The following is a 23,245-nucleotide window of genomic DNA, read 5'->3' as shown; positions in this document are numbered from 1 at the left end:
GGGAAACCTCGTAGATAAGGATCGTTCATGAAAGAAATCAGACTGCTATCATAACGCAGCCTGAGGTGACTTTCATCGCATCCGCGTCAGGTACTGCATGAATACCGTTCATCACGGGTTGCCCGATTTTGTGCGCTATAGACACCCCATAGCACAGCGAGCCAGAACGCATAGAACATGGCGCCACTGTTATGCGCAAAGAACGTTTGTGAGAGGCCAAAATCTATATAAGCAACGGACAATAACGTGCCCGCTACGGCCAACGCCCGAATTTCAAGGTTGGAATGCTGCAAACCGGAGGCAAACATGCGCAGTGGCACTAAATACAAACATAGTAATGCGGCCACCCCGAATACCCCACGCTTAGCAAACGCATCAATAAGGTCATTGTGTGCATGATCAAACGTAGAAGCAGCTAATGAAATATCACCTTCCTCGCTCAGTTTGTGCATAGCGGCCTGGTACCCGGCCTCCCCCCAGCCTAATAAAGGACGCTCTGCGATCAACTGCGCTGCCCCTTGCCACATTTCAAAACGAAGCCCAAGCGAGGTATCCCTTTCTTCTCCCGTGACATAACTGCTGATATCACTGACAGCCTCGTGTACTCGCTTCTGCAAACCGGCCTCAGGCAACATATAAAGCGTTGCAAGAAGCAGTGTTACAAAACCGGCCACGCTGAGTTTAACGCGCACAGAAAAACAGTGGCCATAGCTGCGGTACAGCACCAGGCCTATAATGGGCAAGCCGACCCACCCTCCTCGGCTACCCGAAAATAACGACCCCAACATGCCGCAAAGCGCGCCGGTTAATAAGAGCGCCATCCACGTATAACGAAAGCGCTGCACAGTAGCCCAGCCCAGGCCTGCCAGGCACAACACTCCCATTAGCATACTTAGATTGCCAAACTGTATGGGATGCAGAAACCCATCCGCCCGCCCAACGCCTTCAATGAATTTTTGCCAAGCAGCCAATGCCCCGGCGCCCATTGCACCGACTGCAATACCCGACCATAGCCACGACAAGCGCGGAGGTACACGTAGAATCAACAGCAATACGGGGACCGCCAATAAAAAACGCACCGGGCGGTCAAGCTCGCGCATACTCAGCTCAAGCAGAGAAAACATGCCCACGACAAGGCCATAACCACTCAATGCAGCTATCACCCATAGGTCTCGCCGCGCAAGCTTGTATGGTAGAGGCTTAACCAACAGTAGCCCGCTGAGCAACAATAGCATTGCAGGGCCAATTGAATAGCCCGAGGGCACAATTAGCGCCAAAGCACCCATTAAAAACACGATGCCACTTGCCACTTGGTACAGAGGCTTTGTAACGACCATTTAACGCTTCCAGCAGACAATAAACAGCGAAGATAGTAGCACAACTCTCCAAGAGGGCTCGGAGGCGCCCATATTGCCCAAGCCCCATCTAATGCCTCCTTGTTGGGTAACTCTCCGACAGAAGCTGGGCCAGTGTGCACATACGCGGCAAGGTTCCAGGAATGAAAAACGCCCTCACTGTTCAATGAGGGCGTTTCAGTCAGGTAGAAGCTACAACACCTGCTATGCGGCTAGAAATTCCGATGATAGCGGCTCAGCAACGCCGGTCACCGGCACTGCGTCAAGGTCGAGCATGTTTTGCGTGTTATTGACAGCAGCGACATCGACTTCCCCCTCGACCTCTTCGGCATAAAGCTCATCAAAGGGCGTGCGCTCACCCCGCTCTGGGAGCAATAGCGCTAGCTCTGGGTCAATGGTTTCAAAACCATCCTTACCAAGCGCCTGCATGACGCCGACCATGCTCAGAACCCCCTCAAGGGTTAACGCGCTTGCTACGGCATCAAAATCAAGCGCTAATCCTTCCAGCGCTTTTAGCTCAAACTCTTCAAGCCCACGCTGTTCTATTAAAAGCGCCGGCGTACCATCCATCGCTATACCATTACGGCCTATATTCGCCGCATCGCCGCCAGGAAATAAAGAGAGATAGCCGTAATCGAACAGTTCAACGCCCTGGGAAAGTGCTATAGCCGCCTGCTGAGCGGTGCCCGTGACAGAAGGCTCGACACCGTCATTGGTTGGCCAAAGAATCGACATTGTCTCCAGCTCGCCCGTCTCATTGAGGTAGTTATTCTGGTTGTGATAATCAAGGATCAAGTCTGGCTGAAACGCTTCCAGTACGTTGCGTACGGCCAGGGTTTCAGGAATTAACGCCGGATCGAATGCTTCATCCGAATCCCAGGTACGGTTGAGATCAATATCCGCTGAGTTACGACGCGGGTCCAGGGTTGTCTCTGGGTCGCTGTTACCAGCAACCAACTGTTCCCAACGCTCAAAACCGTCGGGATTAACCCTGGGCATAACGGTCAATGTGACCTGCTCTCGCAACGATTGCGCTGCCTCACTGTCGCCACTCATCCACTCTAGCAGATGCATCGCCGACTCCGTTCCCACAGGCTCGTCACCGTGCTGCTGGGTCACAACCATTAACTTATGCGAGCCTTCGCCTACCGTTGCGCTATATAACGGACGCCCCTCTACAGACTCGCCTGCCTGCGCCAAGCTTAACGTATCATACGTCGCCGCCAACGCTTCCAGGTCCTGATAAAGCTGCTGGTTTGACCTGAAGCCCTCCTGGACTAACGTTTGCTGGGGGTCGTAGTCTTCACTTGAAACGCTTGAGGAGTAGAACTCTGCCACCGAGGCGTAGGCGTTTAATGCCTCGGCATCGGTGTCTTTCGCAAAGCTAATCATATCAAGCAAAATCGCCTGAGCAGAGTGACCATTTTGAGCCTGCTCAGACCAATAGGACACCCCTTCAGCTTCTGCCTCACGTGCGAACAAGCGCTGGTATACCTCATTGACCCAGCCGTTATCCTCAAGTTGAACAAGTACTTCACGCTGTGAAGCAAACTCTTCAGACTGCAGCATCTGCTCGGCGATGCCTTCAAGCGTTAACGTATCGGTATTCAACTTATCGAACCAGTAAGCAAACCCTTCCGGATCGGCGGCCCGGCCAAACATTGCCAAATAGTACGATTGCAACTGCTGTGATGGCGTTAGCATTTTTGTCTCCTGACATCATCCATTACATTCCCTGTCGCCTGTCAGCCACAACGCTACTTAAATGGCAGTCTCTTCGTACCGCTCACTCAAAGCCGTGCTTGCGTATCGTCGCTTAACCAACAGCTGATTCAGCTATAGCTTAGTTCTTGTGGCTGTGTCAATGAATTACCCCGTGGGCGCTACCAATATAGAAAGGTTATAACATTCCACTTGTCTCGCCATAAAAAGCACGGCTAAAAAGCCGTGCTCACATCAACCCTGCTGCTTCTTTACAAACACACTCACCTTTAGTGCGTTTTTTTCTCAGGCAGCTCATCCTTCAGCGCATTCGCATAAGCAGTGCGTGCTGTTTGAGCAATCGCTAACAGCTGGTTTAAACGCTGAATTTCCTGATCCGTTACACGAAGATTAATCAGTTGATTCCGCGCATTCTCAGATAGATCAGATAGAATATACTCATGCCCATCAATCGTGACATATTGAGTTTCATCTTTTGCCATACTAGGCTCCCTGTCAATTAATCATAAAATATCAGTTACATAGTGTAGCAGTTTTGGTGTCATCAAGCTGCCTTCACAACTATAATGCGCCCATACTACTTCGAGCTTCCAACGCACTTAACAAAGCTTCAACATTAGCATTTTCGGGTAAGCGCTGGGATGCCCGCGTAGGGTGACGTAATGCATATTCTTTTAACGTTTTGGCCGGTAACGCGTCAGATAATGCCTTGACCCTGCTCCGCCAGACAAACAGGTGTTGTGTCGAGTGGCTCTTCAAGCACACCTCTCCCCAGCCACAGAAGCCATAACCTTTTACATATATCAGTAGGCAGTCACCCTCGCGGCAACGTTCACTCGCGTCGAAGTCACGCATCAACAGTGGAACATTTTCGGCTGTCCATGACTGCTGCGCCCACTCAGGGGATGTCATCTGCCAGTAATAGCGCCGTACTGTGGGAGGCTGCCGAACTGGCAGTGCTTGGCTCAAACTACCCAGGCAATGCTTTCGAGCCACTGTGTAGTAGGCCAACTGATCTTTCAACTGCGCAATATGTGCATCCACCCGCTCTAAATTCATCAACTGCTGACGGGCCCCTGAGCTTAACGCCCAGGTAGGGTACCGGCGACCTCCCACTACAACGCTTTTGGGCAGCGTAGACATTATGCTCCACTCTCGTTGCGATAAATAAGCGCGCTATTCTACTGAATTCGCATCATGCGGTAAAAACTGTTTTGCTTAATTTGGCAGCTAACGCGAGCAACAGCTGAAGAATGCAACCTCATTCGCATGGGCTGAGTAGACAGCAATTAAAAATCAAACCGCAAATCATCGTCATTATCTGCAAATAGCTCATCAATAGACTCGGGCACACTTAGCTTGGCGTGTAACTCTGAACGTTGAGAAAGCTGCTCATGCTGAGCCATAGAAAACAGCTGTCCATACGCTAGAGCAAGAGGTACGCCCTGCAACTGATAAAAATCTGCCTCCGATAACTTATTCAGCATTTCTTCATTAATTTGATATAGGCCAATAGCGTTAGGCCCATCCTTACCAGTTTGCCACGGCTGCAAAACACCCGACTCGGCTAGCCGTTGGCATGCCTCATCTGTTTGCTGTCGGTTCTTTTCACACTCACCTAAAAAACTCAATTGTTGGGCTACCGCGTTATTAAGCTCGCCTGAATCATCAAATAAAGGCTCTCCTGCTTCATGCGACAAGTGATCGGTATGAACCTGTAAGACCATTTCTCCGGTTGTTTCTTGCTTGGCAAGCCCAAACGGATACCCACGAAACACGGCAGGAACATAGACCCCTAACCAGCGGCTGTCTTCAGGATGTATATAGTGATGTGAGGACTCACCTTGACCAAGCAGCGCAACCAAGGTAAACCGCTCCCCACGCTTGATAAAGCCCATCACGAACTGAGTGGCCGCTTGCCTCAGTTCGCCAGCCAGAATTGGCACAACTGCATGAGTGGCAGTAAAGCGATAGTTTTGGCGCGGCAAATAAAAGAGGTCTGAGTGCTGCTGGCGCGAAAGAGTAACCCATTTAGACATGCTGACTCCCCCTATTAAAAGAAAAACCCCAATCCGAAGATTGGGGTTTTGTTTTCCTAATAGACAATCTTAAAAAATCATCGATAGGAAGCTGGTTGTCAAAAAGAATCCAATGACAACCAGTATTTCTCAACGATTAAGCAAGGTCAACCGCAGATGCATCAACAGTGTTACCAAAATCAACGGTGCCAACCAGCTCTGCACCAGTGAACTCATTGGCGGTATTGGCGTCGTTGACACCAGAACCGGTCAGTTCGAACACTTTGTACTCACCAGCGTTGTTGTTATTTTCGATCATAACAATCGCATTGATGGAGTTACCAACAAGGCCAGTAATATCAGCAGAAACGTCGAGAGTGGTAGACTGCAGGCTACCGTAGTCAGCACTGTTTCCACCATTCTGGATAGCAGTCAGCAAGTTCTCAGCAGTCAGGTTACCCCAAGTCTGGCCAGAGTTATTACCAGTGCCGGCAACAAAGTCGTTCAGCGTAATCACGTTGTTAGCTGTAACAATACCGCCACCGTTAGAACCAACTGTTGCGAACGCGTCACGAGATTCAGCAGAAGTGCTGCCGCCTTGGAACTGCTCGTTAGTCAGGTAGGCAGTGAAGTCTAAAACATCAGCGCCAGCACTGGTGCCATCGGCGTCAAAGTTAACAATGGTGTTACGGCCAAAGTCATTTTCAAAAACAACGGTCTCATTGCTGTTAGCGTCGGTAGATAGAACGATGACATCCCGTCCAGCGCCCGCATTAACAATGTTGCCAGTGTTGTTGTTGGTAGAGGCCGAACCAGTCAGATCAGCACCATTGTCAGTAGCCAGAACACCACCACCTGTACCGATACCTTCAATAGTATCAACAGCGGTCCTGGAGCCAGTCAACACTGCTTGCAGATTGGCATCAGTACCGTCAAAGCTAGAGTCATTAGCTTCTTGGCGAATGGCAGTTTCCAGACGACCTTTATCGGAAGAGCTCATGCCACTTACACCGGCAGGAAGCATCGTGATTTGCAGGTCTTCAGCGGCAAACGTGCCATCAACCAGTGAGCGAATTACCAGACTGTTATCAGGACCGTTCTCAGCAACCAACAGTTTGCTCAGAACGTTGTGGTTGTTAACCACTTGCATGATGGCAGCATTAACGTCGTTCTGGTCACCGAAGATACGGTCTCCCAGAATGTCGTTCATGTTGATAACGCCTTCAAAACCATTTCCAAAGGCAGCAGCAGCACCACTAGTAACTTCACCACCGGTTTGTGCACCGGCTAAAGTAACAGTCAGCTGGGCACCAAACAGTACCGCAGGAATGTCATTACCAGCAGGCGTCGTTTGGCCGGAAGACAGGCCAGCGATAGTACCGCGCAGATCAGTGAACTCTGTATTAGCAGCATTCACCAGCCAAGTTGCGCCTAGATCACTATTCATCTGAGACAAGCCACTGTTATCAGTGTAGATAACGTCGTTGCCAGTACCGGTAGTGATAGATACACCACCTGCACCTTCAGTCCAGACAGTATTATTGTCGCTGCCTGCATTGATGGTAACGTTTGGCTGCAGATCTTGCTGGTTCAGCAAGTTGTTGCCTAAAGTGTTCTCGGAAATAGTGTGAATGGTGTCATCACCCGCACCCGTGTTAATTCCCAGCGAGAAACCGTTGAACTCAGCTGCTTTATCAAGTGAGTAGGTAACATTAATAGTATCGCTACTACCCGCTTCGTTAGCTGTGTTGTAAACGTGGGCACGCGCGTCAGCATTCGGTTCCCAGTCATCGCCAAAGTTATCGGAGCCAGCGTTATCGAGGCCAGCTAAACCGTTAACAGCCAAGTTGGCACCTTCAAATGCAGTCGCATCGAAGTTGTGGACATTGCCAACATTCGCGATGGATAGGTCGCCCTGGGCAGCGCCAGAAGTAACTTCAATTTGCTCGAAGGCAACTTTAGTTTCGGTGTTGTTAACGACTCCGTGGCCCATACCGTAGGCAGAGAACACATTGTCAACTTTGCTGCTACGGTCTACTTCCAGGTTCAGTTTTTCAATTACTGTGCCTGAATTAGACATACCACCAATGGTCACGTCACCAGCTTCGGAACCACGACCAGCGTTGTCAAGAACAAGGTTGGTTTCGATCAGGTTGCTGCTAACAGCAGGATCAACAGGCTGGGCATTACCTGCTACCAGGAAGCCGTCCGCTACCGGCTCAATAGCTGACTGAGTAAAGTTCACGTTACTGAACTCGTTACCGGCAGCATCAGTGATCAGGATTTCTTGTGCAGTGAACGGCAAGTTAACAGTGTTACCAGCCACCGTTACTTGCTCGTAAGGGGTTGACAAAGCAACTTCCACGTCGCTCTGGCCGGCTTCAGCTAACTCAGCGCGCAGCGCTTCTACCAGACCAGCATAAGTGCCGTCAGTAGAGCGAATGCCATCAAGTGTTACCGTCTCACCGCCAAGATCGAAGCTCAGGTTGAGGTCAACATTCGCTAGCGGCGTAGTGGGAGTTTCGGTGCTAACATCAGCAATACGAACCAGCAGCTGAGAGTTCAACTGGGTAGCCGGTGCACGAACCAGAGATTGGCTTTCGAACATGGCACGCAGGCCAGAGTCGAAATCCACGTCACGCATACCGAATGTCACGTCTTTGGTGATATTCAGATTGCTGCCGTTCAGATTGACGCCTGAGAACGTCATATCGCTGCGGCTAAAGTCGGACCAGTATTGCTCAACGTTTTCCATGCGAGTAACGTCGAGAGTGGCGTTACCACCATCGGTAGAGTTGCTTTGCAACGCCTCGATGTATACTTCCTGGATGTTTTGAGTAATAGGACGTGGGGCTTGTGTCGTACCGTCATCAACTTCATTGTCGTTGATCAAAGAAGCTTCAATCGTGTTGCGACCACCAGCACCGTCCAAACGGTCGCCAGTAGAAAGGGCGTTAGAAATCGCGCCGTTCTGGTTCTGGCCTACGTCACCTACGAAGGTGTCGTCGTTAGCAGTACCAGTCACGTTATCGCGACCTTCAGTCAGGACGAAAGTTTCGCCCGGAGTGGCCGGCACTTCAGGTTCAGTCGGCTCTTCGCCGCCCTGTGGGATACCCGCTACCGCGTCAGCAATCTGCTGTTCAGTAACGGCTGTTTCGCCAACGTTCGCCAAGAACTCAGCGGCATAATCAGCAGCATCGTTGCCTGCGTAATCGCTGCCAGCTGCTGCGGTAAACGCGTCAGCTGCCGCTACCTTATTGCTCAGTACAGTAGCGTCTTGAGCATCATCATTGGATGCATTTTCAACAATCGTTAATGCAATCGTCGCGAGGTCCAGCTCACCGCTTTCAAGCTTCTCGGCGTAGAAAACCAGACCGCCTTCATCGGCATCGCGATTGAATGCTTGCTGGTAAATGCTGTTAATCAGCTCTACCGAGCCAAGATCGCCAAAGCGAGCAACATACTCATCAGAGTTGCCGAATACGCTCACCACAGCTGCTGCGCCAGAAGCTTCAATTTCATCAGCCCAAAATTCGAGGCCTGCTTGATCGGCCGGACGACCGTAATAGGCTACGTAAAGCGTTTGAGCCAGATTTAAATTCTCTTGTGTTGCCATGGGACTATAGTCTCCTTGCTTAAAAAAGATACCACCCACAGTGGATGGTTCTTAGCGACCTTGAGCGCTCAAGGTAATCATTCTTGTTCCCTCGGTGCAATACAGTCGTTAGTTCGCATCAGGTGGCTAGCTAACAACACGTATTAACATTACCTAGCTGGAACAAGGGTAATGTAATAGCAGCGTTGATCATAAGTCAACATTCTTACCATCTATCAACATATTAAACATGATTAACAGAGGAAACAAAGAAGAATTGGCCTGTTTTTCTTCGCCCACTGCAATCCTTTTTTGAAGAAAACCTTTAAAAAACCTACAACTCAATGAGTTACAAAAAACGCCTTGTCAACCATGGCATGCTTTGTAAGAAATCTCTTACAAAGAAACGGGCGTTAACCATTATTCTATTGACCATAAATAAGCCGTTTTCCAAGACCAGAAATGGTTCGACCCAAGGGGGCATTTAAATAAGAACAACGCCGCAAAATGGAGCTTTTTACCCCTCATTACCCAGCCAGCCTGGCATCCATTGATTGACGTTCAGCCGCAGGTTGTGGCCAAAGCGTATAAAAGCCTTTACAGACTACTTGGCGCAAGCTTGCCCTCCTTGAGGGTTAGAAGGGGACCGTGTGATAAACGCCACTACCATTCATCGCTCTGGTTTACTACGCCATTTTGTCCTCAAACGCGCCCATGAGCTTTTCCACGACCCTGTTCCATGAGATATGTTGCTGCTGATAGTGTATACGGCCTGCCTGCCCCCACTGTTGTGCCTTTTTCCGGTTTGCATAAGCCGTATCCATTGCATCGGCCAATGCCTGTGCTTCTGGAGGTACGACCCATCCTGTTTGGTCTGGCTCAACAAAGGCCGTTGGACCGCCACTGTCGGTGCAGGTGATCACAGGTTTAGCCGCCAGCATCGCTTCCAAGGTAATATAACCGTAATCTTCATCAAAAGCAGGGAAAGCCACTGCAAGACTGTGAGCGTACAATGCCTGCTTCTCATTTTCGTTACAGTAGCCCAGCAGGCGCACACGGTCTTGCAAGCCATGCTGCTCAATTAGGGCAGCCAGCGCTTCGTGCTGGCTGCCCTCGCCAGCCAGCAGCAGGCTTACCGACGTGCGCGTGTAGCGCATTGCTTCAATCAGCAGTGCCTGGCGCTTTAGCGGCTCCAACCGGCTAGGGTAGAAAATGTATCCCCAATCATCGGCACAGGTAAAACACTCAGCCTGGTAAGGCGGATGATACAGCGGCTCGGCGTTTAGCTGATTATGGTGCTTCAGCCGCTCGGCTACCCGCGCAGAGTTGGCAAAGCACTTTTTTGCCTGGCGTAAATGCCGATTGTCGAAAGCCTCGATCTGGGCCTTCAACTCGGCTTGCGCGGGGCTGGCAGTGGCAGAGTCATATAGCTCATAGCTGGCGCGATGCTGGTGCATTAGCCACACAACATGCTCTGGGTGGGCGACGCCGTAAGTAGGAAACTGCAGACTGATAACTCGATCCACAGAAACATCATTAGGGTTTTGCACATTCAGCTGCTCAACGTAGCGCATTTGGTGAATAATATGCTGTTCGCCGTAATGGAAAGGCAAACGTATCAATTCAACCTGGTAGCCATGGTGACATAGCGCTTTCAATACCCCCTGCACATGATGGTCGGCCCCCCCCGCAATAAAGGGAGTTTGGTTGGCCGTTAGCAGTATTTTCATACCGCCACCTTCATGGGCGCTTTGGCCCCTATCACCGCGTAGTCCATGGGCGCGCATAGCATGTGGTTAAGACGCTCTGCAGTGGGTGTCTCCTCGGGGATGCGCGTTTCTTCAGGTGGTGGATTGAAGCGCTTTATTTCTACCGGCGCATACCCATGGAACTGGTATAGAAACTCAAGCGTGACCGGTGTCAGTGGGTTACGGTGGGTCAAATCGTGGTAGAAGCTATAGCTGGCCACAATCAGATTTTCCGGGTTTGGGGTTTCCAGTACTAAACGGCCACCGGGCGCCAATACTCGATAAGCTTCACCCACTAGCTCAAATAGAACGCTAAACGGTAGATGTTCAGCAATATGAAAGCCGGTAATCAGGGCATGGCTGTTATCAGGTTGTGCACGCAGCGCGGCCAGGGCATCCTGGTGGGTTACGTTAAACCCCTGCTCTTGGCAGTGCTCAACCATGGTAGAATTTAAGTCAATGCCGCAGGCTTGGTAGCCTGCTTGAGTCAGCATACGCAGCCATTCTCCTCGGCCGCAGCCCAAGTCCAGCGCTCTATCCCCCGCCTGACGCGCGCTTACCCACACTGAGCGGTAGCGTTCCAGATGAGCGCTAATTGTTGATTCCTCACCGCGAAAGGTGTCTTCAAATGCTAAATAATAAGCGTCCAACTGACCATGAATGGTCGATGTCATCGCTGGCAGAGCATCCCCTTGTTGCGCCAGCGATGACGCATCATTCACTGGGGCGCTAGCCGGTTGCGCTTGCTGGCGATGCAGATGGGCCAATTGCTGCCCTATACCTTGATGCCTAGTGAGCATCTGCTGTTGGCACTGTTGCAGCTGCATTTGCCGTTGGTCGAGTTCCGCCACGGCATCAATTAATAGGTGTTGGCGCATCGCCTGGCTGCGCTGTAGGGCAATAGCACGCCGGAATTCGGCATGGTGCGTGAATCGGTGCTGCCAACGGCGCTCCAATTTAGGAAGTAGTTTTTGCCATAGCCGGTTACACCACTTCATTCGATTAGCTCTTTTATGCAGGTTTGCCAATCGGTGCAGGCGCGGTGATATCTGAACCTTCTGCTCATTTAGATAGGCGCTAGCGGGTTCTGTGTTGAGCATATTAAGCAGCACAAAGAGACGCCCAAACTGCTGCGCTTCCTGAAGATAGTAGAGCTGCCCTTCGGGGTCGGCTTCGCGGCCTAGCAAGTGATGGTACAGCGCGGCTAGAAAGTGTTCGTCATCCTGGTCGTAGGCCAGCAGCTCAATCATACTGGGCGCACCAGGGTTTAAAAGTATGAGGTAGGGAGTATGCTGATACCTTACTTGATGCTTGAGCAGCCGGTGCCGCCAATCGCCCAGCGGTTCGCCTAACGGCTGTGAGCAGCCTTCGGCGGCCGCCTGGCGCAGCCGCGCTTCTAGTTCGGCAATATCACGCTCAGGGACATTATTCATGGGGTTTCCTTGCTTGCACTTGTTGGTACGCCAGGCTCGCATTGAATTGAATGAGGCGTAAGTGTGTAGGGAAGCTCGCAAATACCCGAGAACGTAGGCCCAATGAAACCAGCCACTTCAAACTGTAAAGCACCGTCCTGCCACCAATAGCAGGCATCAAGATGATCTTTGCCAGGGTGCATTGCTAACGTAACGGTATACTTTCCAGGTGCTATTACTGCATGAATAGCAACGTCAAATGTGCGGGTTTCCCCCTCATCCATTTGGATCGGGCCATGGCGTTCATAGGTATTAATGCCGAAAATATCTTGCCCGAACCGGTCGCGTATCAGCAGGCCTAGCGCCATGTCATCAACTGTTTCCTGGGCAGTTAACGTGATAGTGAGATACAGCATTTCGCCACTGGTAATCACTTCCGCTTGACTCAGCTCTCCTTTGGCCTGCGCATGAGCCACCACGACTTGATGCGTACCTGCAACATTGGCATGGCGGGCTAAATGACGGTTTTCTTCTTCTTCGGACTGCCTGGCCATGATGTGATTGTAAATGTTAACCGCATCTTCCGGTGAACCTTGTGTCACAACTTTACCACCGTCCAGCACGATGGCACGGTCACAGAGTATTTTCACAGCGTTAAGATCGTGGGAAACAAACAGGATTGCTCCACCCTGCTGTTTGAACTCGCGAATGCGCTGCATACATTTTTGCTGAAAGTAACCATCGCCTACCGACAGTGCTTCGTCTACCAGTAGGCAGGCGGGGTCTGCATGTATGGCAATGGCAAACCCCAAGCGCATCACCATTCCGGATGAGTAGGTACGCAGCGGTTCGTGAATATAATCGCCTAGCTCGGAAAACTCGATCATCGCCTTACGCCGCTGCTCGATTTCGGCGTGCGTCATGCCCAGCATCAGAGCATTGGCAGTTATGTTATCTGCGCCGCTTAGCTCAAGATTAAAACCAGTCCCGAGCTCCAGCAGCCCAGTGACCCGACCATTGATGACCATACTGCCGCTGTCAGGCATAATCACGCCTGTTAACAACTTAAGCAGCGTGGATTTACCCGCTCCATTTTTACCCAGTACACCGAGCACTTCTCCTGGCGCAACGCTGAAACTGACATCACTTAATGCCTGGTAGGCCGTATGGCGATTTTTTCCGGTTAGGGCTTCACGTAGCCGATCAGCAGGCTTGGCAAAAAGCTTAAACGATTTACCAAGCCCCTGAACATCAATGGCAAGCGGCTGAGGCGACACAGCATCGCTACTTAATGCAGCAGGGTCCAACGCCGAAAGAGATGATGTAGATGCATTCGATTTCATTGGAAGCCTCCTTATAGCGCGTCACGCAGGTCTTTTTCAGTACGTAAAATTAACCAACGCGCTATCGCTAGCAGTATGACGCTGAGTAACATAACGCCAGCCAACCCTCCCAGGTCAGGCATACGCTGGTACAACACCAACTCACGGTATGCGTTGATGATCTGGAAGAGAGGGTTAAGCTGCATCCACGGGAGCACACTAGCTGGGATAATATCACTGACGTAGACTATTGGTGTTAACCAAAACCATACCGGCAACAACACTGCAACGCCCTCACGCACATCCTTGAGGTATACCGCTAATACGGCTAGCACCAATCCCAAGGCATAGGTAAACATCAGCTGTAGGGCAAAGATGAGGGGCAGAAATAGCCACCAGGTAGTAAGCGGAAACGCCACCAGTATTAGAAAAACGGCAAAAAACAGCATTCCAATGGCATAAATGACACCTTCAGCCAGCAATACCGAAAACGGCAATAGCGGCAGCGAAAGGCGTACTTTTGTTATTAACCAGGCGCGCTCAATAAACAGGTTAGTGATCGTACTGATGCTTTTTGCAAACGCTGTCCAGGCGAGTATGCCGCTGATAAGGTAAATGCTATAGGTATACTGATCGACCTCAACGCCGAAGCCTTCCAGGCGGGCGCCCATTATGGTCGAGAAAATCAGCACAAACACCAGAATATTGATGAGCGGCGCTAACATGGTCCATAAGCGCCCCAGGATAGAGCCTTTATGCCGGTCAACCAGCTCTTGTCGGGTCAATAGCAATATAAGCGGCAACTGTGCTTTGATTTTTTTTGGTAAATTACCCAACCTCATATAGTGTCCTTATCCATGGGGGCGTACGAATGGGCACCAGGCTGGTCTTCCAGTACACAGTTAAGCCATTGCTGAGCACTTTGCTGCCAGCTTAAATAAGGCATGCTGGCCGACGAGGCTATCTCTCCTTGCTCCCAAGCGGTCACCCACTCACGGATAGCAGTGGCGAGCTGTTCGGCCTTGTCGGCATGAAAGTAACGGGCATGTTGACCTGCCACTTCACGAAATACCGCCAAATCACGAGCCAGTATTGCTATTCCGTGATGTGCGGCTTCAATTAGCGGCAGTCCAAACCCTTCGCCTTGAGAAGCGGCGATTAACACATCACTATGCTGATAAAGCGTATTGAGTACTTCGTCACTAGCACCCTGCTTCCAAAACAGCTGCTTGCCAAACTGCGAGTGACGCTCTATTCGGTGAGCCAGCTTCTCAACCTGCCACCCCTTCTTCCCAACGATCACCAATGTGATGCGTTCTCCGTTGGCCCAGCACTGTTCTAATGCATCAAGCACTTGCTGATGGCCTTTGCGGGGTTCTAGTGTGCCTACCATAAGTAGCGTGGGCGAAGCCTGCTTGACGATTTGCGGAGTACTATTATCCTTCGTGGGGGGGTGAGCACTCGCTGAATTGTCAGGTTTGAAATCAGCACCTAAATGAAAATGCTTTACCCAAGGGCGATGGGGCAAGCAAGCTTGCTGCGTCATGGCATCCAATTCGGCTTCTACTGTACTTGCGGTATAGCGTGATACGCAGGTAATCCCGTCCGCCAGAGGAGTGATGGCTTCAAACCATTCGCGCATTACCTGTGGCGTTTCCGGTGGAAAACACGCTGGTAGAGAAAGCGGCAATAAATCGTGTACCGTAAAGTAGAAGCGTACGCCTTGCGCCCGCATACGCTGCATAATATGGCCTGCTTGCTTCAGCAAGTTAGGTGCCCATTCAAGCGTTATATAGCAATCTCCTGCCCTTGCTTCTACTGGGCTGTCAGGCCCAGGAGAAGAAATATTCAGCTGCTGGCTAGCAAAGCCGCGCGCCAGATAGAAGTCATCACCTCCCCAACGAATCAACTCTACTCGCCACCCTTCAGGGGGATGACGTAATAAGTGGTCAGCAATACGTCTTGTCACTCTTTCAATGCCGGTTTTCAGGTCTTCCCAGGCGATCGTACTTACGTCTATTAGTAGCCTCGGAAGCTGCTCGGACGGAGTGTAGTCAGCATCAGCCAACGCCTTACTCAACGCATGGGATTGCGGCGTATCTTGCGCGGCCAAGATGTGCTTTAACGCAGGTATGCTGGCCAGCTGATCCAATAATCCTTCAAAGCGATAGCGCATTGACAGGGCTGGAGAGCGCGTAATTGCCTGAGCATACTGTTTTGCGATATGCGCAGGATTAAGCACCTGGCCGACATAATCGCGCCCCTCACGACTCAGTTTTTGACGACTGGCCGGGGAGCTGATGAGTTCACGCATTGCATCAAGCAGTTGCTCGTGAGTAAACCTGTCAGGTAGTAGCTGCAGCGTTTGCTTAGGTAGTTCAGCACTGCTGCCATGTGCATTGGCAATTACCGGTAAGCCGTAGGCCATCGTATCGAAAATAGCACCAGAGGTCTCCCCTCTGGATTGGGTGCGTAATTGCACTGCCAAGTCGGCAGCAGCCAGCCAATGTGTATAGGTGCTTCGATCAGCGTAGCCTGTAATAATAATGGCACGGCCATTTTGATGCTGTTTTATGTAGCGGTTTAGCTCACTCCCATAGTCACCTCCATGCTGAGCCCCCACTAAAACCAATTTGACATTTTGTGAGGCCAGCTCGCTTTCCAGAAAGGTTTCGACTAGCTTATGCGTCAGTTTTTTGGGGTTAATCCCACCAAAACTGGCCACAACATGGCTATGGGTATCCAGCTCTAGCGCATGACGTGCCACTTGTTTATTTGGCCATGGAGGCAATTCACGCAGGTGCGGAATAATACAGGTTGGTTCAAGCTTTCCCTTGTGCCACTGGCTAGCCAAGCTTCGTGCATACTCAGAATGATAAATGATCCCTCCGGCCAAGTCCGTTACCAAACCATTGACCGGATAGTACTCTGGTCCGCGCGAGTTTGGATCTGCATGTTCAAGCGCAATCAGCGCCGGGTAACCGTGGTCAGCATAAAGCCTTTTGGGTAGCGCTTCAGGCAGCAAGTTACTTTCCTGCAGCCACCAGACCGCGTCGAATAAGTAGTAATCATGCAGCACGACCGTGCCTGGGTAGCTGCGCAGTAGTGCGAACTGATAAGCATGATAAAGCGAATTACCAATTTGATAGAGCGTGAATTGGTATTGCTCAGCTTGCTGGCTAAACGTGGTGGCATCGATGACCTTAAAGTGCTCGGTAATGCCGGGCGCAACTATGGGCTGATCAACCACCACCGTAATATCAAAATATATGGCCAGATAAGGCAGCAACTCAGCGCTGTAACAGGCAATTCCAGTGGGCTGAGGCGGCATGGGCGATACAAAAGCAAGGGTGGGGCGCTCGCTTAAAACTACTTCTCTACATTCAATTTTTCGAGCCACCGAGCCATTACTTATTTCTACCATTGTGGCAGGTGCGTGAGCCTGGACAGCATGGTCAATAAGCAAGTCGACCAGTGTTGCATCGTACTCGGTCAACATTTGAGCAGTATGCGGCAGTACACTATAACAATGAGCTTCCGCTACTCCTTGCGTATGCAGAATGCGCCGCCACTCGATTAGTTCACATTCATTGAATCCAACCAATAGCACGTAGATATTGCTGAGCGCGTGTGACTTATCCTTCAATTGGTGAATTAGTCCCTCTCGCCATTGCTGTACGTCAGCAGGCAAGTGAGCATTACGCTTATCGATTAAATAAAGTGTGGTCATTGACTATCACGCTTCCAGCGTTGCTGGAGCCCATTCGTTATGCGCTGTTGGTGCTCACCATATCCCTCGACGGGGTTTTCAACGGTGAAATTGATGAACCGACCTGCCTGAAGCAAGCGGATAATACGCCCTTTGAGGTTTGGAAAAGGTGCCAGCACCTTATGCCCAAGCCGGCGAACGCTAGGGTAAACAACCAGTTTTTTAAGTACATAACGTAGCGTTTTTTTAATCAGGGCTTTGATCACCTTGCTTCTCCTTTACCAGTGGCTGGCCATCCTTGTTGAATTGCTTGTCTAGCTCATCAGCTAACGCGCACCAAAACTGTTGATAGCTAAACGTCTCAGCGTGTTGGCGACATGCCTCGGGTGAAAACGTGAGCAACTCGAAATGTTCGATAGCTGCTTGCAAGCTGGCGACAGTTTGCTCTTTAAACCATAGGCCTGTGGCATAAGGGCTGCCTGGATCGCCGCGCACAGTTTCAAGCGCACCGCCTTTTCCATAGGCAATGACGGGTGTTCCGCAGGCTTGGGCTTCCAAGGGAAGAATGCCGAAATCCTCATTGGCCGCAAATACAAAGCCTTTAGCTTTGGCCATTAGCTGCGTTAATTGAACATCAGTCTGGTAACCTAAAAGCTCAATATTGGGACATCCCACCGCCAGCTGGGCCAGCCGGGCTTTCTCAGGACCGTCACCAACGACTTTTAGCTTGCGCTGGGGCATGGCGGAAAAAGCGTTAATAATCAAGTCAAGGCGTTTGTAAGGCACAAGACGCGACGCTGCCAAATAGTAGTCTTCACGAGATTGTTTACTGAGCTGGTAGCGTTCTATATCCACGGGTGGATGAATAACACTGGCTTCACGCTGGTAATATTTCGCAATTCGTTTGGCCACATTATGCGAGTTAGCCATAAAGTGATCGACCTGAGTGGCGCTGAAATAATCCCATTGACGCAAGCGTTTGAGCATTACTCTGACACAGGTTTCCATGAACGGTATGCGAAAATTAGCATCTTCCAGGTATGACTCTTTCATGTCCCAGGCATAGCGCATCGGGGTGTGGCAGTAGCAAATATGTGTTTGATCTGGGTGTGTATGTACACCTTTGGCCACCGCATGACTTGAGGAAATTACCAGATCAAAACTACGCAGATCAAATTGCTCAATCGCGTAAGGCATCATCGGTAAATAGTGGCGATAATAACGACGCGCCCACGGCAAGCGCTGAAGAAAGCTGGTGTGTATGGGGTGCGATGTTAACCAGGGAGCTGCCTCCTTGGGCATAAAATTAACAGTCGTAAACAGCTCAGCCTGAGGAAACGCCTTTACCAGCGCATGCAGCACTTTCTCAGCGCCCCCGTTCACCACTAACCAGTCGTGAACAATGGCAACCCGCAGGGATTGATAGCGCGTGTGCAGCGCAGCAAGAGAATTTCCTGGCATCATCTTTTAAGACTCTAATAGAGAGCCAGCCGAAAGCATGATACACCTAATGATGTCCAGGCATTACGCACAGATACGTAAAATTATCTACCGGGCTTTTGGCTGGCACTTGTTGCATAAGACGGCATAGCTTAAAGCAACTGTTCCGCTGGCTCCAGTGAGTCAATCACCCGTGAATAAAGCCACGCGGGCACATCAACTGGCCTTACCTTGCTAACCATGCACGCTTACTGACGCCCATAATCGTCGCTATAACGGACAATATCGTCTTCGCCAAGATAGGCACCGGTTTGCACCTCAATTAGCTTAAGAGGGATAGCCCCGGGATTTTCCAAGCGGTGGATCGTGCCTAGCGGAATATAGGTCGATTGGTCTTCGGCTAGTATAAAACTGCGCAGATTGTCTGTATTGGCGTAACCGTCCCCTAGCGTTACCTGAGCCGTACCATTAACGACTACCCAATGTTCTGCACGATGGTGATGCATTTGCAGGGAGAGTTTACCGCCTGGCTTTACCACGATTTCTTTCACTTGAAAGCCATCGGTTAGCACCAGCGTACGATAGTGCCCCCAAGGGCGATAAACTTGCCGATGGCTCTGATACTCTTTGCGCCCCCCTGCTTTGAGGGCATTGACGATTTGCTTGGTAGCCTGCGCATGTTCCCGACTCGCAACCAGAACGGCATCCTCGGTTTCAATCACAACGAGATTTTCAACACCAACGGTAGCCACTAAACGCGATTCGCTATGGACAAGGCTATTATGCGTATCATGGAGAAGGACGTCGCCTCTTAACGCATTACCGTCGATGCTGGACCCTGCCGCCAGTTCGTGTAATGCGTCCCATGCACCAATGTCACTCCAACCTGGCGACATGGGAACCACTGCTGCTTGATCAGTATGCTCCATCACTGCATAGTCAATCGATTCGCTGCGACACCGACTGAAAGCCTCAACATCAACACGAATAAAATCAAGGTCTTCATTGCGATTGGCAAACGCTGTCTGGCACTCCTCTAGTATGTCGTTGGCATAGGTAGCTAACGCTTCCAGGTACACTTTTGCTTCTACTAGAAAAATACCGCTATTCCAGAGATACTGGCCAGTTGCCAGATACTCTTGGGCTTTGGTGAGGTCAGGCTTCTCGACAAAGCTATCTACGATAAACCCGGCAGCCAAAGGCTGGCCCCGTTTAATGTAACCGTAACCCGTATGCGCAACACCAGGCTCAATACCAAAAGTAACTAGCTTGCCTGAATCAGCCAGTTTGCTTCCATGAACAATGGCTTGAGAAAAGGCATAGGTATCTTTTATTACGTGATCAGCGGGCATAACGAGCAGTTGAGCGTTTGCACGACCATCCGCAACAGCAGCTAACGCTGCTAGAGCAAGGGCTGGCGCAGTATTACGACCGCAAGGCTCTAAAATAATACCAACCTTGTTAATGCCCACCTGCTGCATTTGCTCTGCAACGAGAAAGCGATGCTCTTCGTTGCAAATAATCAAAGGGGCCTGTACGTCAATATCAACATCAGATAACCTGAGCGCAGCCTCTTGAAGCAAGCTGAGTTTTTCATTATGCAAATTCAAAAATTGCTTTGGGTAGTGCTCACGAGATACCGGCCACAAACGCGAACCAGAACCTCCGGATAAAATAACCGGAATAATCATTCTTCCCCCAAAAGGGCTGCTAGATAAAAACTTATGCTCACTCATGCAGTGAACTTTTATTTGCTAAATACCCAAACGCGCGACAAAAGATAGCTGCTAGAAGCAGCCACCAGTACGGCTGGGATTATTGCCCACATACCGGCCAACCCACCCCATAATGCAATAACCAACACGCCATTATTCAGCGCGAAACCACACAAGGACATCGCCAAAAATCGTGACAATTGAGCACGACGGCGAAACGTAAAATACTGATGCCCCAGCAGTGAAGCTGTAAACGCTACACTATAGGCCGCTAAATTGGCCCAAAGTTCGGCTATTAATGGCCAAAATATGAGAAGTGCTGCTGCAGTGGCAATATGTAGCGCACTGGCTGCCACTCCAACGACCCCAAAACGTACGATTTGCCAAAACTCAGCGAACGTCAACATAGTCATCGCTAGTGTCAATGACAAAGTAGAGAGGCCTCTGTTTGCTTTCAATAAACAGCCGACCTACGTATTCTCCTAGAATGCCTATAGATAGCAACTGCATACCGCCAAAAAAAAGAATAGCGGACATCATAGAGGCGTAGCCTGGGGCATCGCGCCCAAAAAATATCACTTGAGCAATAATGACAATAATATATAGAAAGGAAATACCCGCAATAAGAGCACCAATATAGGACCAGACCCTCAGAGGCAAGGTGCTAAAGCTAAAAATGCCGTCTAGTGCGAAATTCCAGAGTCGCCAATAATTAAATTTTGAATCCCCTGCGACCCTGGCAGGCCGACTATAGGGAACGCTTAAGCTTGTGTAACCCACCCATGCGTACAGACCTTTCATAAAGCGATTTCTTTCGGGTAAGTGGCGCAGCGCTTCTATCATACGTCGGTCAATTAATCGAAAATCACCCGCATTTTCAGGAATAGGAGTTTCTGTAATTCGATTGAAAAGACGGTAAAACCAGCTGGCTGAACGGCGCTTGGCCGCCGTGTCCTCAGGGCGGGTAGTGCGCACACCATAGACCATATCAACCTGAGCCTCACGCCAACATTGAACAAAGGTCATGATTAGCTCTGGCGGGTCTTGCAAGTCCACATCCATGGGTACTGCTGCGTCTCCACGGGCATTTAGCAATCCTGCAGAGAGCGCCACCTCTTTACCAAAGTTACGGCTTAACGCTATATAGCCCACGCGGGGATAGCGCTCGACTATCTGCTTAAGGATCGTAAGCGTTTGGTCTGATGAACCATCGTCAACAAAAAGAATATTCCACTGCCATTCCACATCTGCCAACACTTGATGTACGTGCTGGACAAACAGTTCTATGGTCTGCTCTTCGTTGAACACCGGAACAACCAGTGCAAGCTCGACCTGAGCAATATCAGTTGGCGTTTTTTGTTTCACAGCTTACTCTCGTGAAGCGCGTTCAGATCATTCTGTGTATGGCTTTTCCCATCTTCTTGTGAGCTCGCCCCAATAAGGCTGCTATGCCAGACAATGGTGACGTCTTGGTGCCTCTTACATGACCACTCTTGCAATATACAGGCTTGCCGCCCCAATTCATTATCAGTAATTAAATAGGTATTACCTGGAAATAGCTGGCCTTGTTCGAGGGCGTGCTGATGTGCTGCCGTTACATTTTCAATCAACGCATCGTTAGCACGCGCTAAATATGCAACGTTCACCGGGATTTGATGCTTCGCAGCGATCCACAGGTAAGGCCTTAGCGGATTAAAATAATTTGCAGGAAATGCGATAAATCGTTGACTATCTTCCCAAACGGGTGTCAAAGCATCATCTCTAAGCACGCTGTAAGGAAGCGGCTCCTGATAGCTTATGGCCAGTCGGTCTGCCACCGTATCGTGTATAAATTCATACCATCCACGTAAATCTTCGCGCTGAAGTATCACGGTAAGCACTAACAGCGGCAACCAAACACCTGTCTTTAATCGTTTCGTGACTATTATTAAAGCGGCTATAATCAATACATATTGCAATGGCCAAACCATGCGTCCACTAGAGCGCAAGTAATCTCGAAATGGAGCAAATAGAATATCGTAATGTAGCGCTATCCCCTCACCTCCAAACGCTACCTGCCCTGCCAATGCAAATAGAAATAAACCTACTGATGCAATGACGACCGGGGTCCAATCAGGCCGTTGAACATTAGCATGAAATGGCCTTTCTGCCTGACGGGCCTCCTCAAACAGACCTTTGATATACAGCGCAGCGGCGACACTACAAAGCAGTAATAGACCTGCTCCCATGTAAGCCATGCCTTCATACTGCCCTTCAATAGCAGGCGCCCAACCGGCGAAAACTGATGACATCGAAGGGAAGTTATCGTCAAAAAACCATGCCGACGAACTGGGGTTCAAAAAGGTCAGTAGCTCAGCAGAATAATAACCGTATCCCCCCGATGCTGCACTTTGCTCGCCCAAGTGGAAATAACCGACACTCCACATACATAGCAGAACGATGCCTGGCGTAACTAGTGCATTTCCCCAGCCTAAAACATTTTCCTTTACGAGCAGCTCCAGACTGCTACTACGCTGCCATTGCCACCAGACCTGTCGCAACCACCATACCGCCCAAAACACCCCAACCATAAAAAACAGATAAAAATGCATTAAAACAGCAATTAGCAGTAGCGCAAGCCAGTTCAACGCCGAGCGAACGGTTGTATTTCTTATCAGTAAAGTATATTCAAGCGCGATAAAAATCAGCCAGTGGGCCGTTAGCGCTTCATGGCCATGAATCCCTAATCCTCTAGCGGTTATTATAGGTAAACAGCCCATTAGAACTGCGCCCATTACTGCTGCCACTGCAGGCACATTGAGCTTGAGCAGCAAACGGCATGCAAAATAACCGTTTAGGATATAGTTAATAAACAGCGCTAAGCCCAAGTACTGAAATAATGGAGGCAACCAACTATTAACTAACTTTAATGGTATCGCGTAAAGTGGAATTGAGTCTGTATAGACAATGCTGGTTGTCAGGTCTGTTGCCAGTGTGCTAATAGCGCCTAACGGCCACTGCCAAGCCTCTTGGCGATAAAAATGCCAACCTATAAAATGCTGAAAAGAATCACCCTCACGTAATAACCAATACGTGTTAAGTGGCTCAATCATTCCATTATGAAGATACCAGGCGAACCCTCCTAGCAATACTCCAGCGACAATCGCGGGAAAACACTCAGACACATGCGCCGAATGTTTCCAAGTCATCCTTTTCATATACTTCCTTTA

The 23,245-nt window shown here is 50.1% G+C and carries 17 protein-coding genes; all 17 read right to left on the bottom strand.

Features of this window, described 5'->3' with window-relative positions; all coding sequences use genetic code 11:
- Window positions 1–86: 86 nt before the first annotated feature.
- Window positions 87–1,337 carry an O-antigen ligase family protein gene (locus tag INT20_RS15410; RefSeq protein WP_193057247.1) on the bottom strand — a complete coding sequence of 417 codons (1,251 nt, stop codon included), beginning with the start codon at window positions 1,335–1,337 and terminating at the stop codon, window positions 87–89.
- Between the two features lie 222 nt (window positions 1,338–1,559).
- Window positions 1,560–3,059, bottom strand: coding sequence for a M14 family zinc carboxypeptidase (locus INT20_RS15405; RefSeq protein ID WP_193057246.1), 1,500 nt, complete (start codon window positions 3,057–3,059; stop codon window positions 1,560–1,562).
- A 287-nt stretch (window positions 3,060–3,346) separates the two neighbouring features.
- A complete protein-coding gene (locus INT20_RS15400) occupies window positions 3,347–3,559 on the bottom strand; it encodes a DUF6447 family protein (protein ID WP_193057245.1) in 213 nt (70 codons plus the stop codon).
- 79 nt (window positions 3,560–3,638) lie between these two features.
- Window positions 3,639–4,220: a hypothetical protein gene (locus INT20_RS15395; RefSeq protein ID WP_193057244.1), complete on the bottom strand. Its 582-nt coding sequence runs from the start codon at window positions 4,218–4,220 to the stop codon at window positions 3,639–3,641.
- 146 nt (window positions 4,221–4,366) lie between these two features.
- Entirely contained in the window at window positions 4,367–5,116 is a 750-nt protein-coding gene (locus INT20_RS15390; RefSeq protein ID WP_193057243.1) for a SapC family protein, read from the bottom strand.
- 136 nt (window positions 5,117–5,252) lie between these two features.
- A complete protein-coding gene (locus INT20_RS15385; RefSeq protein ID WP_193057242.1) occupies window positions 5,253–8,711 on the bottom strand; it encodes a DUF4214 domain-containing protein in 3,459 nt (1,152 codons plus the stop codon).
- Between the two features lie 665 nt (window positions 8,712–9,376).
- Complete coding sequence (locus INT20_RS15380) at window positions 9,377–10,420, bottom strand: glycosyltransferase family 4 protein (RefSeq protein ID WP_193057241.1); 1,044 nt, start codon at window positions 10,418–10,420, stop codon at window positions 9,377–9,379.
- Window positions 10,417–11,871: a methyltransferase domain-containing protein gene (locus INT20_RS15375; protein WP_193057240.1), complete on the bottom strand. Its 1,455-nt coding sequence runs from the start codon at window positions 11,869–11,871 to the stop codon at window positions 10,417–10,419. Before INT20_RS15375 ends, INT20_RS15380 begins: the two co-directional genes overlap by 4 nt.
- Window positions 11,868–13,193, bottom strand: coding sequence for an ABC transporter ATP-binding protein (locus tag INT20_RS15370; protein ID WP_193057239.1), 1,326 nt, complete (start codon window positions 13,191–13,193; stop codon window positions 11,868–11,870). Before INT20_RS15370 ends, INT20_RS15375 begins: the two co-directional genes overlap by 4 nt.
- A gap of 11 nt (window positions 13,194–13,204) precedes the next feature.
- On the bottom strand, window positions 13,205–14,014 hold the full coding sequence (locus tag INT20_RS15365; protein WP_193057238.1) for an ABC transporter permease: 810 nt from the start codon (window positions 14,012–14,014) through the stop codon (window positions 13,205–13,207).
- Window positions 14,011–16,902: a glycosyltransferase gene (locus tag INT20_RS15360; RefSeq protein ID WP_193057237.1), complete on the bottom strand. Its 2,892-nt coding sequence runs from the start codon at window positions 16,900–16,902 to the stop codon at window positions 14,011–14,013. Before INT20_RS15360 ends, INT20_RS15365 begins: the two co-directional genes overlap by 4 nt.
- Window positions 16,899–17,147, bottom strand: coding sequence for a hypothetical protein (locus INT20_RS15355; protein WP_193057236.1), 249 nt, complete (start codon window positions 17,145–17,147; stop codon window positions 16,899–16,901). Before INT20_RS15355 ends, INT20_RS15360 begins: the two co-directional genes overlap by 4 nt.
- Window positions 17,128–18,345 carry a glycosyltransferase gene (locus INT20_RS15350; protein WP_226912207.1) on the bottom strand — a complete coding sequence of 406 codons (1,218 nt, stop codon included), beginning with the start codon at window positions 18,343–18,345 and terminating at the stop codon, window positions 17,128–17,130. The genes INT20_RS15355 and INT20_RS15350 overlap by 20 nt, the downstream gene beginning before the upstream one ends.
- A gap of 224 nt (window positions 18,346–18,569) precedes the next feature.
- Entirely contained in the window at window positions 18,570–20,012 is a 1,443-nt protein-coding gene (locus tag INT20_RS15345) for a mannose-1-phosphate guanylyltransferase/mannose-6-phosphate isomerase (protein WP_193057235.1), read from the bottom strand.
- A 56-nt stretch (window positions 20,013–20,068) separates the two neighbouring features.
- Window positions 20,069–20,449 (bottom strand): GtrA family protein, encoded by a 381-nt coding sequence (locus INT20_RS15340; protein ID WP_193057234.1) that lies wholly within the window; start codon window positions 20,447–20,449, stop codon window positions 20,069–20,071.
- Entirely contained in the window at window positions 20,427–21,401 is a 975-nt protein-coding gene (locus INT20_RS15335; protein ID WP_319643863.1) for a glycosyltransferase family 2 protein, read from the bottom strand. The genes INT20_RS15340 and INT20_RS15335 overlap by 23 nt, the downstream gene beginning before the upstream one ends.
- Window positions 21,398–23,233 (bottom strand): DUF6311 domain-containing protein, encoded by a 1,836-nt coding sequence (locus INT20_RS15330; protein WP_193057233.1) that lies wholly within the window; start codon window positions 23,231–23,233, stop codon window positions 21,398–21,400. Before INT20_RS15330 ends, INT20_RS15335 begins: the two co-directional genes overlap by 4 nt.
- Window positions 23,234–23,245: the final 12 nt, after the last annotated feature.

The sequence above is a fragment of the Halomonas citrativorans genome, from assembly GCF_014898005.1.
GTDB classification, from domain to species: domain Bacteria; phylum Pseudomonadota; class Gammaproteobacteria; order Pseudomonadales; family Halomonadaceae; genus Vreelandella; species Vreelandella citrativorans.
The sequence above is the reverse complement of the archived record's forward strand: the minus strand, read 5'-3'. Positions and strand labels throughout refer to the sequence as shown.

Coding starts and splice junctions, on each gene's coding strand:
- INT20_RS15380 (WP_193057241.1), bottom strand. CDS start 10,420: ATGAAAATACTGCTAACGGCCAACCAAACTCCCTTTATTGCGGGGGGG.
- INT20_RS15385 (WP_193057242.1), bottom strand. CDS start 8,711: ATGGCAACACAAGAGAATTTAAATCTGGCTCAAACGCTTTACGTAGCC.
- INT20_RS15330 (WP_193057233.1), bottom strand. CDS start 23,233: ATGAAAAGGATGACTTGGAAACATTCGGCGCATGTGTCTGAGTGTTTT.
- INT20_RS15340 (WP_193057234.1), bottom strand. CDS start 20,449: ATGACTATGTTGACGTTCGCTGAGTTTTGGCAAATCGTACGTTTTGGG.
- INT20_RS15400 (WP_193057245.1), bottom strand. CDS start 3,559: ATGGCAAAAGATGAAACTCAATATGTCACGATTGATGGGCATGAGTAT.
- INT20_RS15365 (WP_193057238.1), bottom strand. CDS start 14,014: ATGAGGTTGGGTAATTTACCAAAAAAAATCAAAGCACAGTTGCCGCTT.
- INT20_RS15390 (WP_193057243.1), bottom strand. CDS start 5,116: ATGTCTAAATGGGTTACTCTTTCGCGCCAGCAGCACTCAGACCTCTTT.
- INT20_RS15405 (WP_193057246.1), bottom strand. CDS start 3,059: ATGCTAACGCCATCACAGCAGTTGCAATCGTACTATTTGGCAATGTTT.
- INT20_RS15395 (WP_193057244.1), bottom strand. CDS start 4,220: ATGTCTACGCTGCCCAAAAGCGTTGTAGTGGGAGGTCGCCGGTACCCT.
- INT20_RS15360 (WP_193057237.1), bottom strand. CDS start 16,902: ATGACCACACTTTATTTAATCGATAAGCGTAATGCTCACTTGCCTGCT.
- INT20_RS15350 (WP_226912207.1), bottom strand. CDS start 18,345: ATGATGCCAGGAAATTCTCTTGCTGCGCTGCACACGCGCTATCAATCC.
- INT20_RS15410 (WP_193057247.1), bottom strand. CDS start 1,337: ATGGTCGTTACAAAGCCTCTGTACCAAGTGGCAAGTGGCATCGTGTTT.
- INT20_RS15375 (WP_193057240.1), bottom strand. CDS start 11,871: ATGAATAATGTCCCTGAGCGTGATATTGCCGAACTAGAAGCGCGGCTG.
- INT20_RS15345 (WP_193057235.1), bottom strand. CDS start 20,012: ATGATTATTCCGGTTATTTTATCCGGAGGTTCTGGTTCGCGTTTGTGG.
- INT20_RS15370 (WP_193057239.1), bottom strand. CDS start 13,193: ATGAAATCGAATGCATCTACATCATCTCTTTCGGCGTTGGACCCTGCT.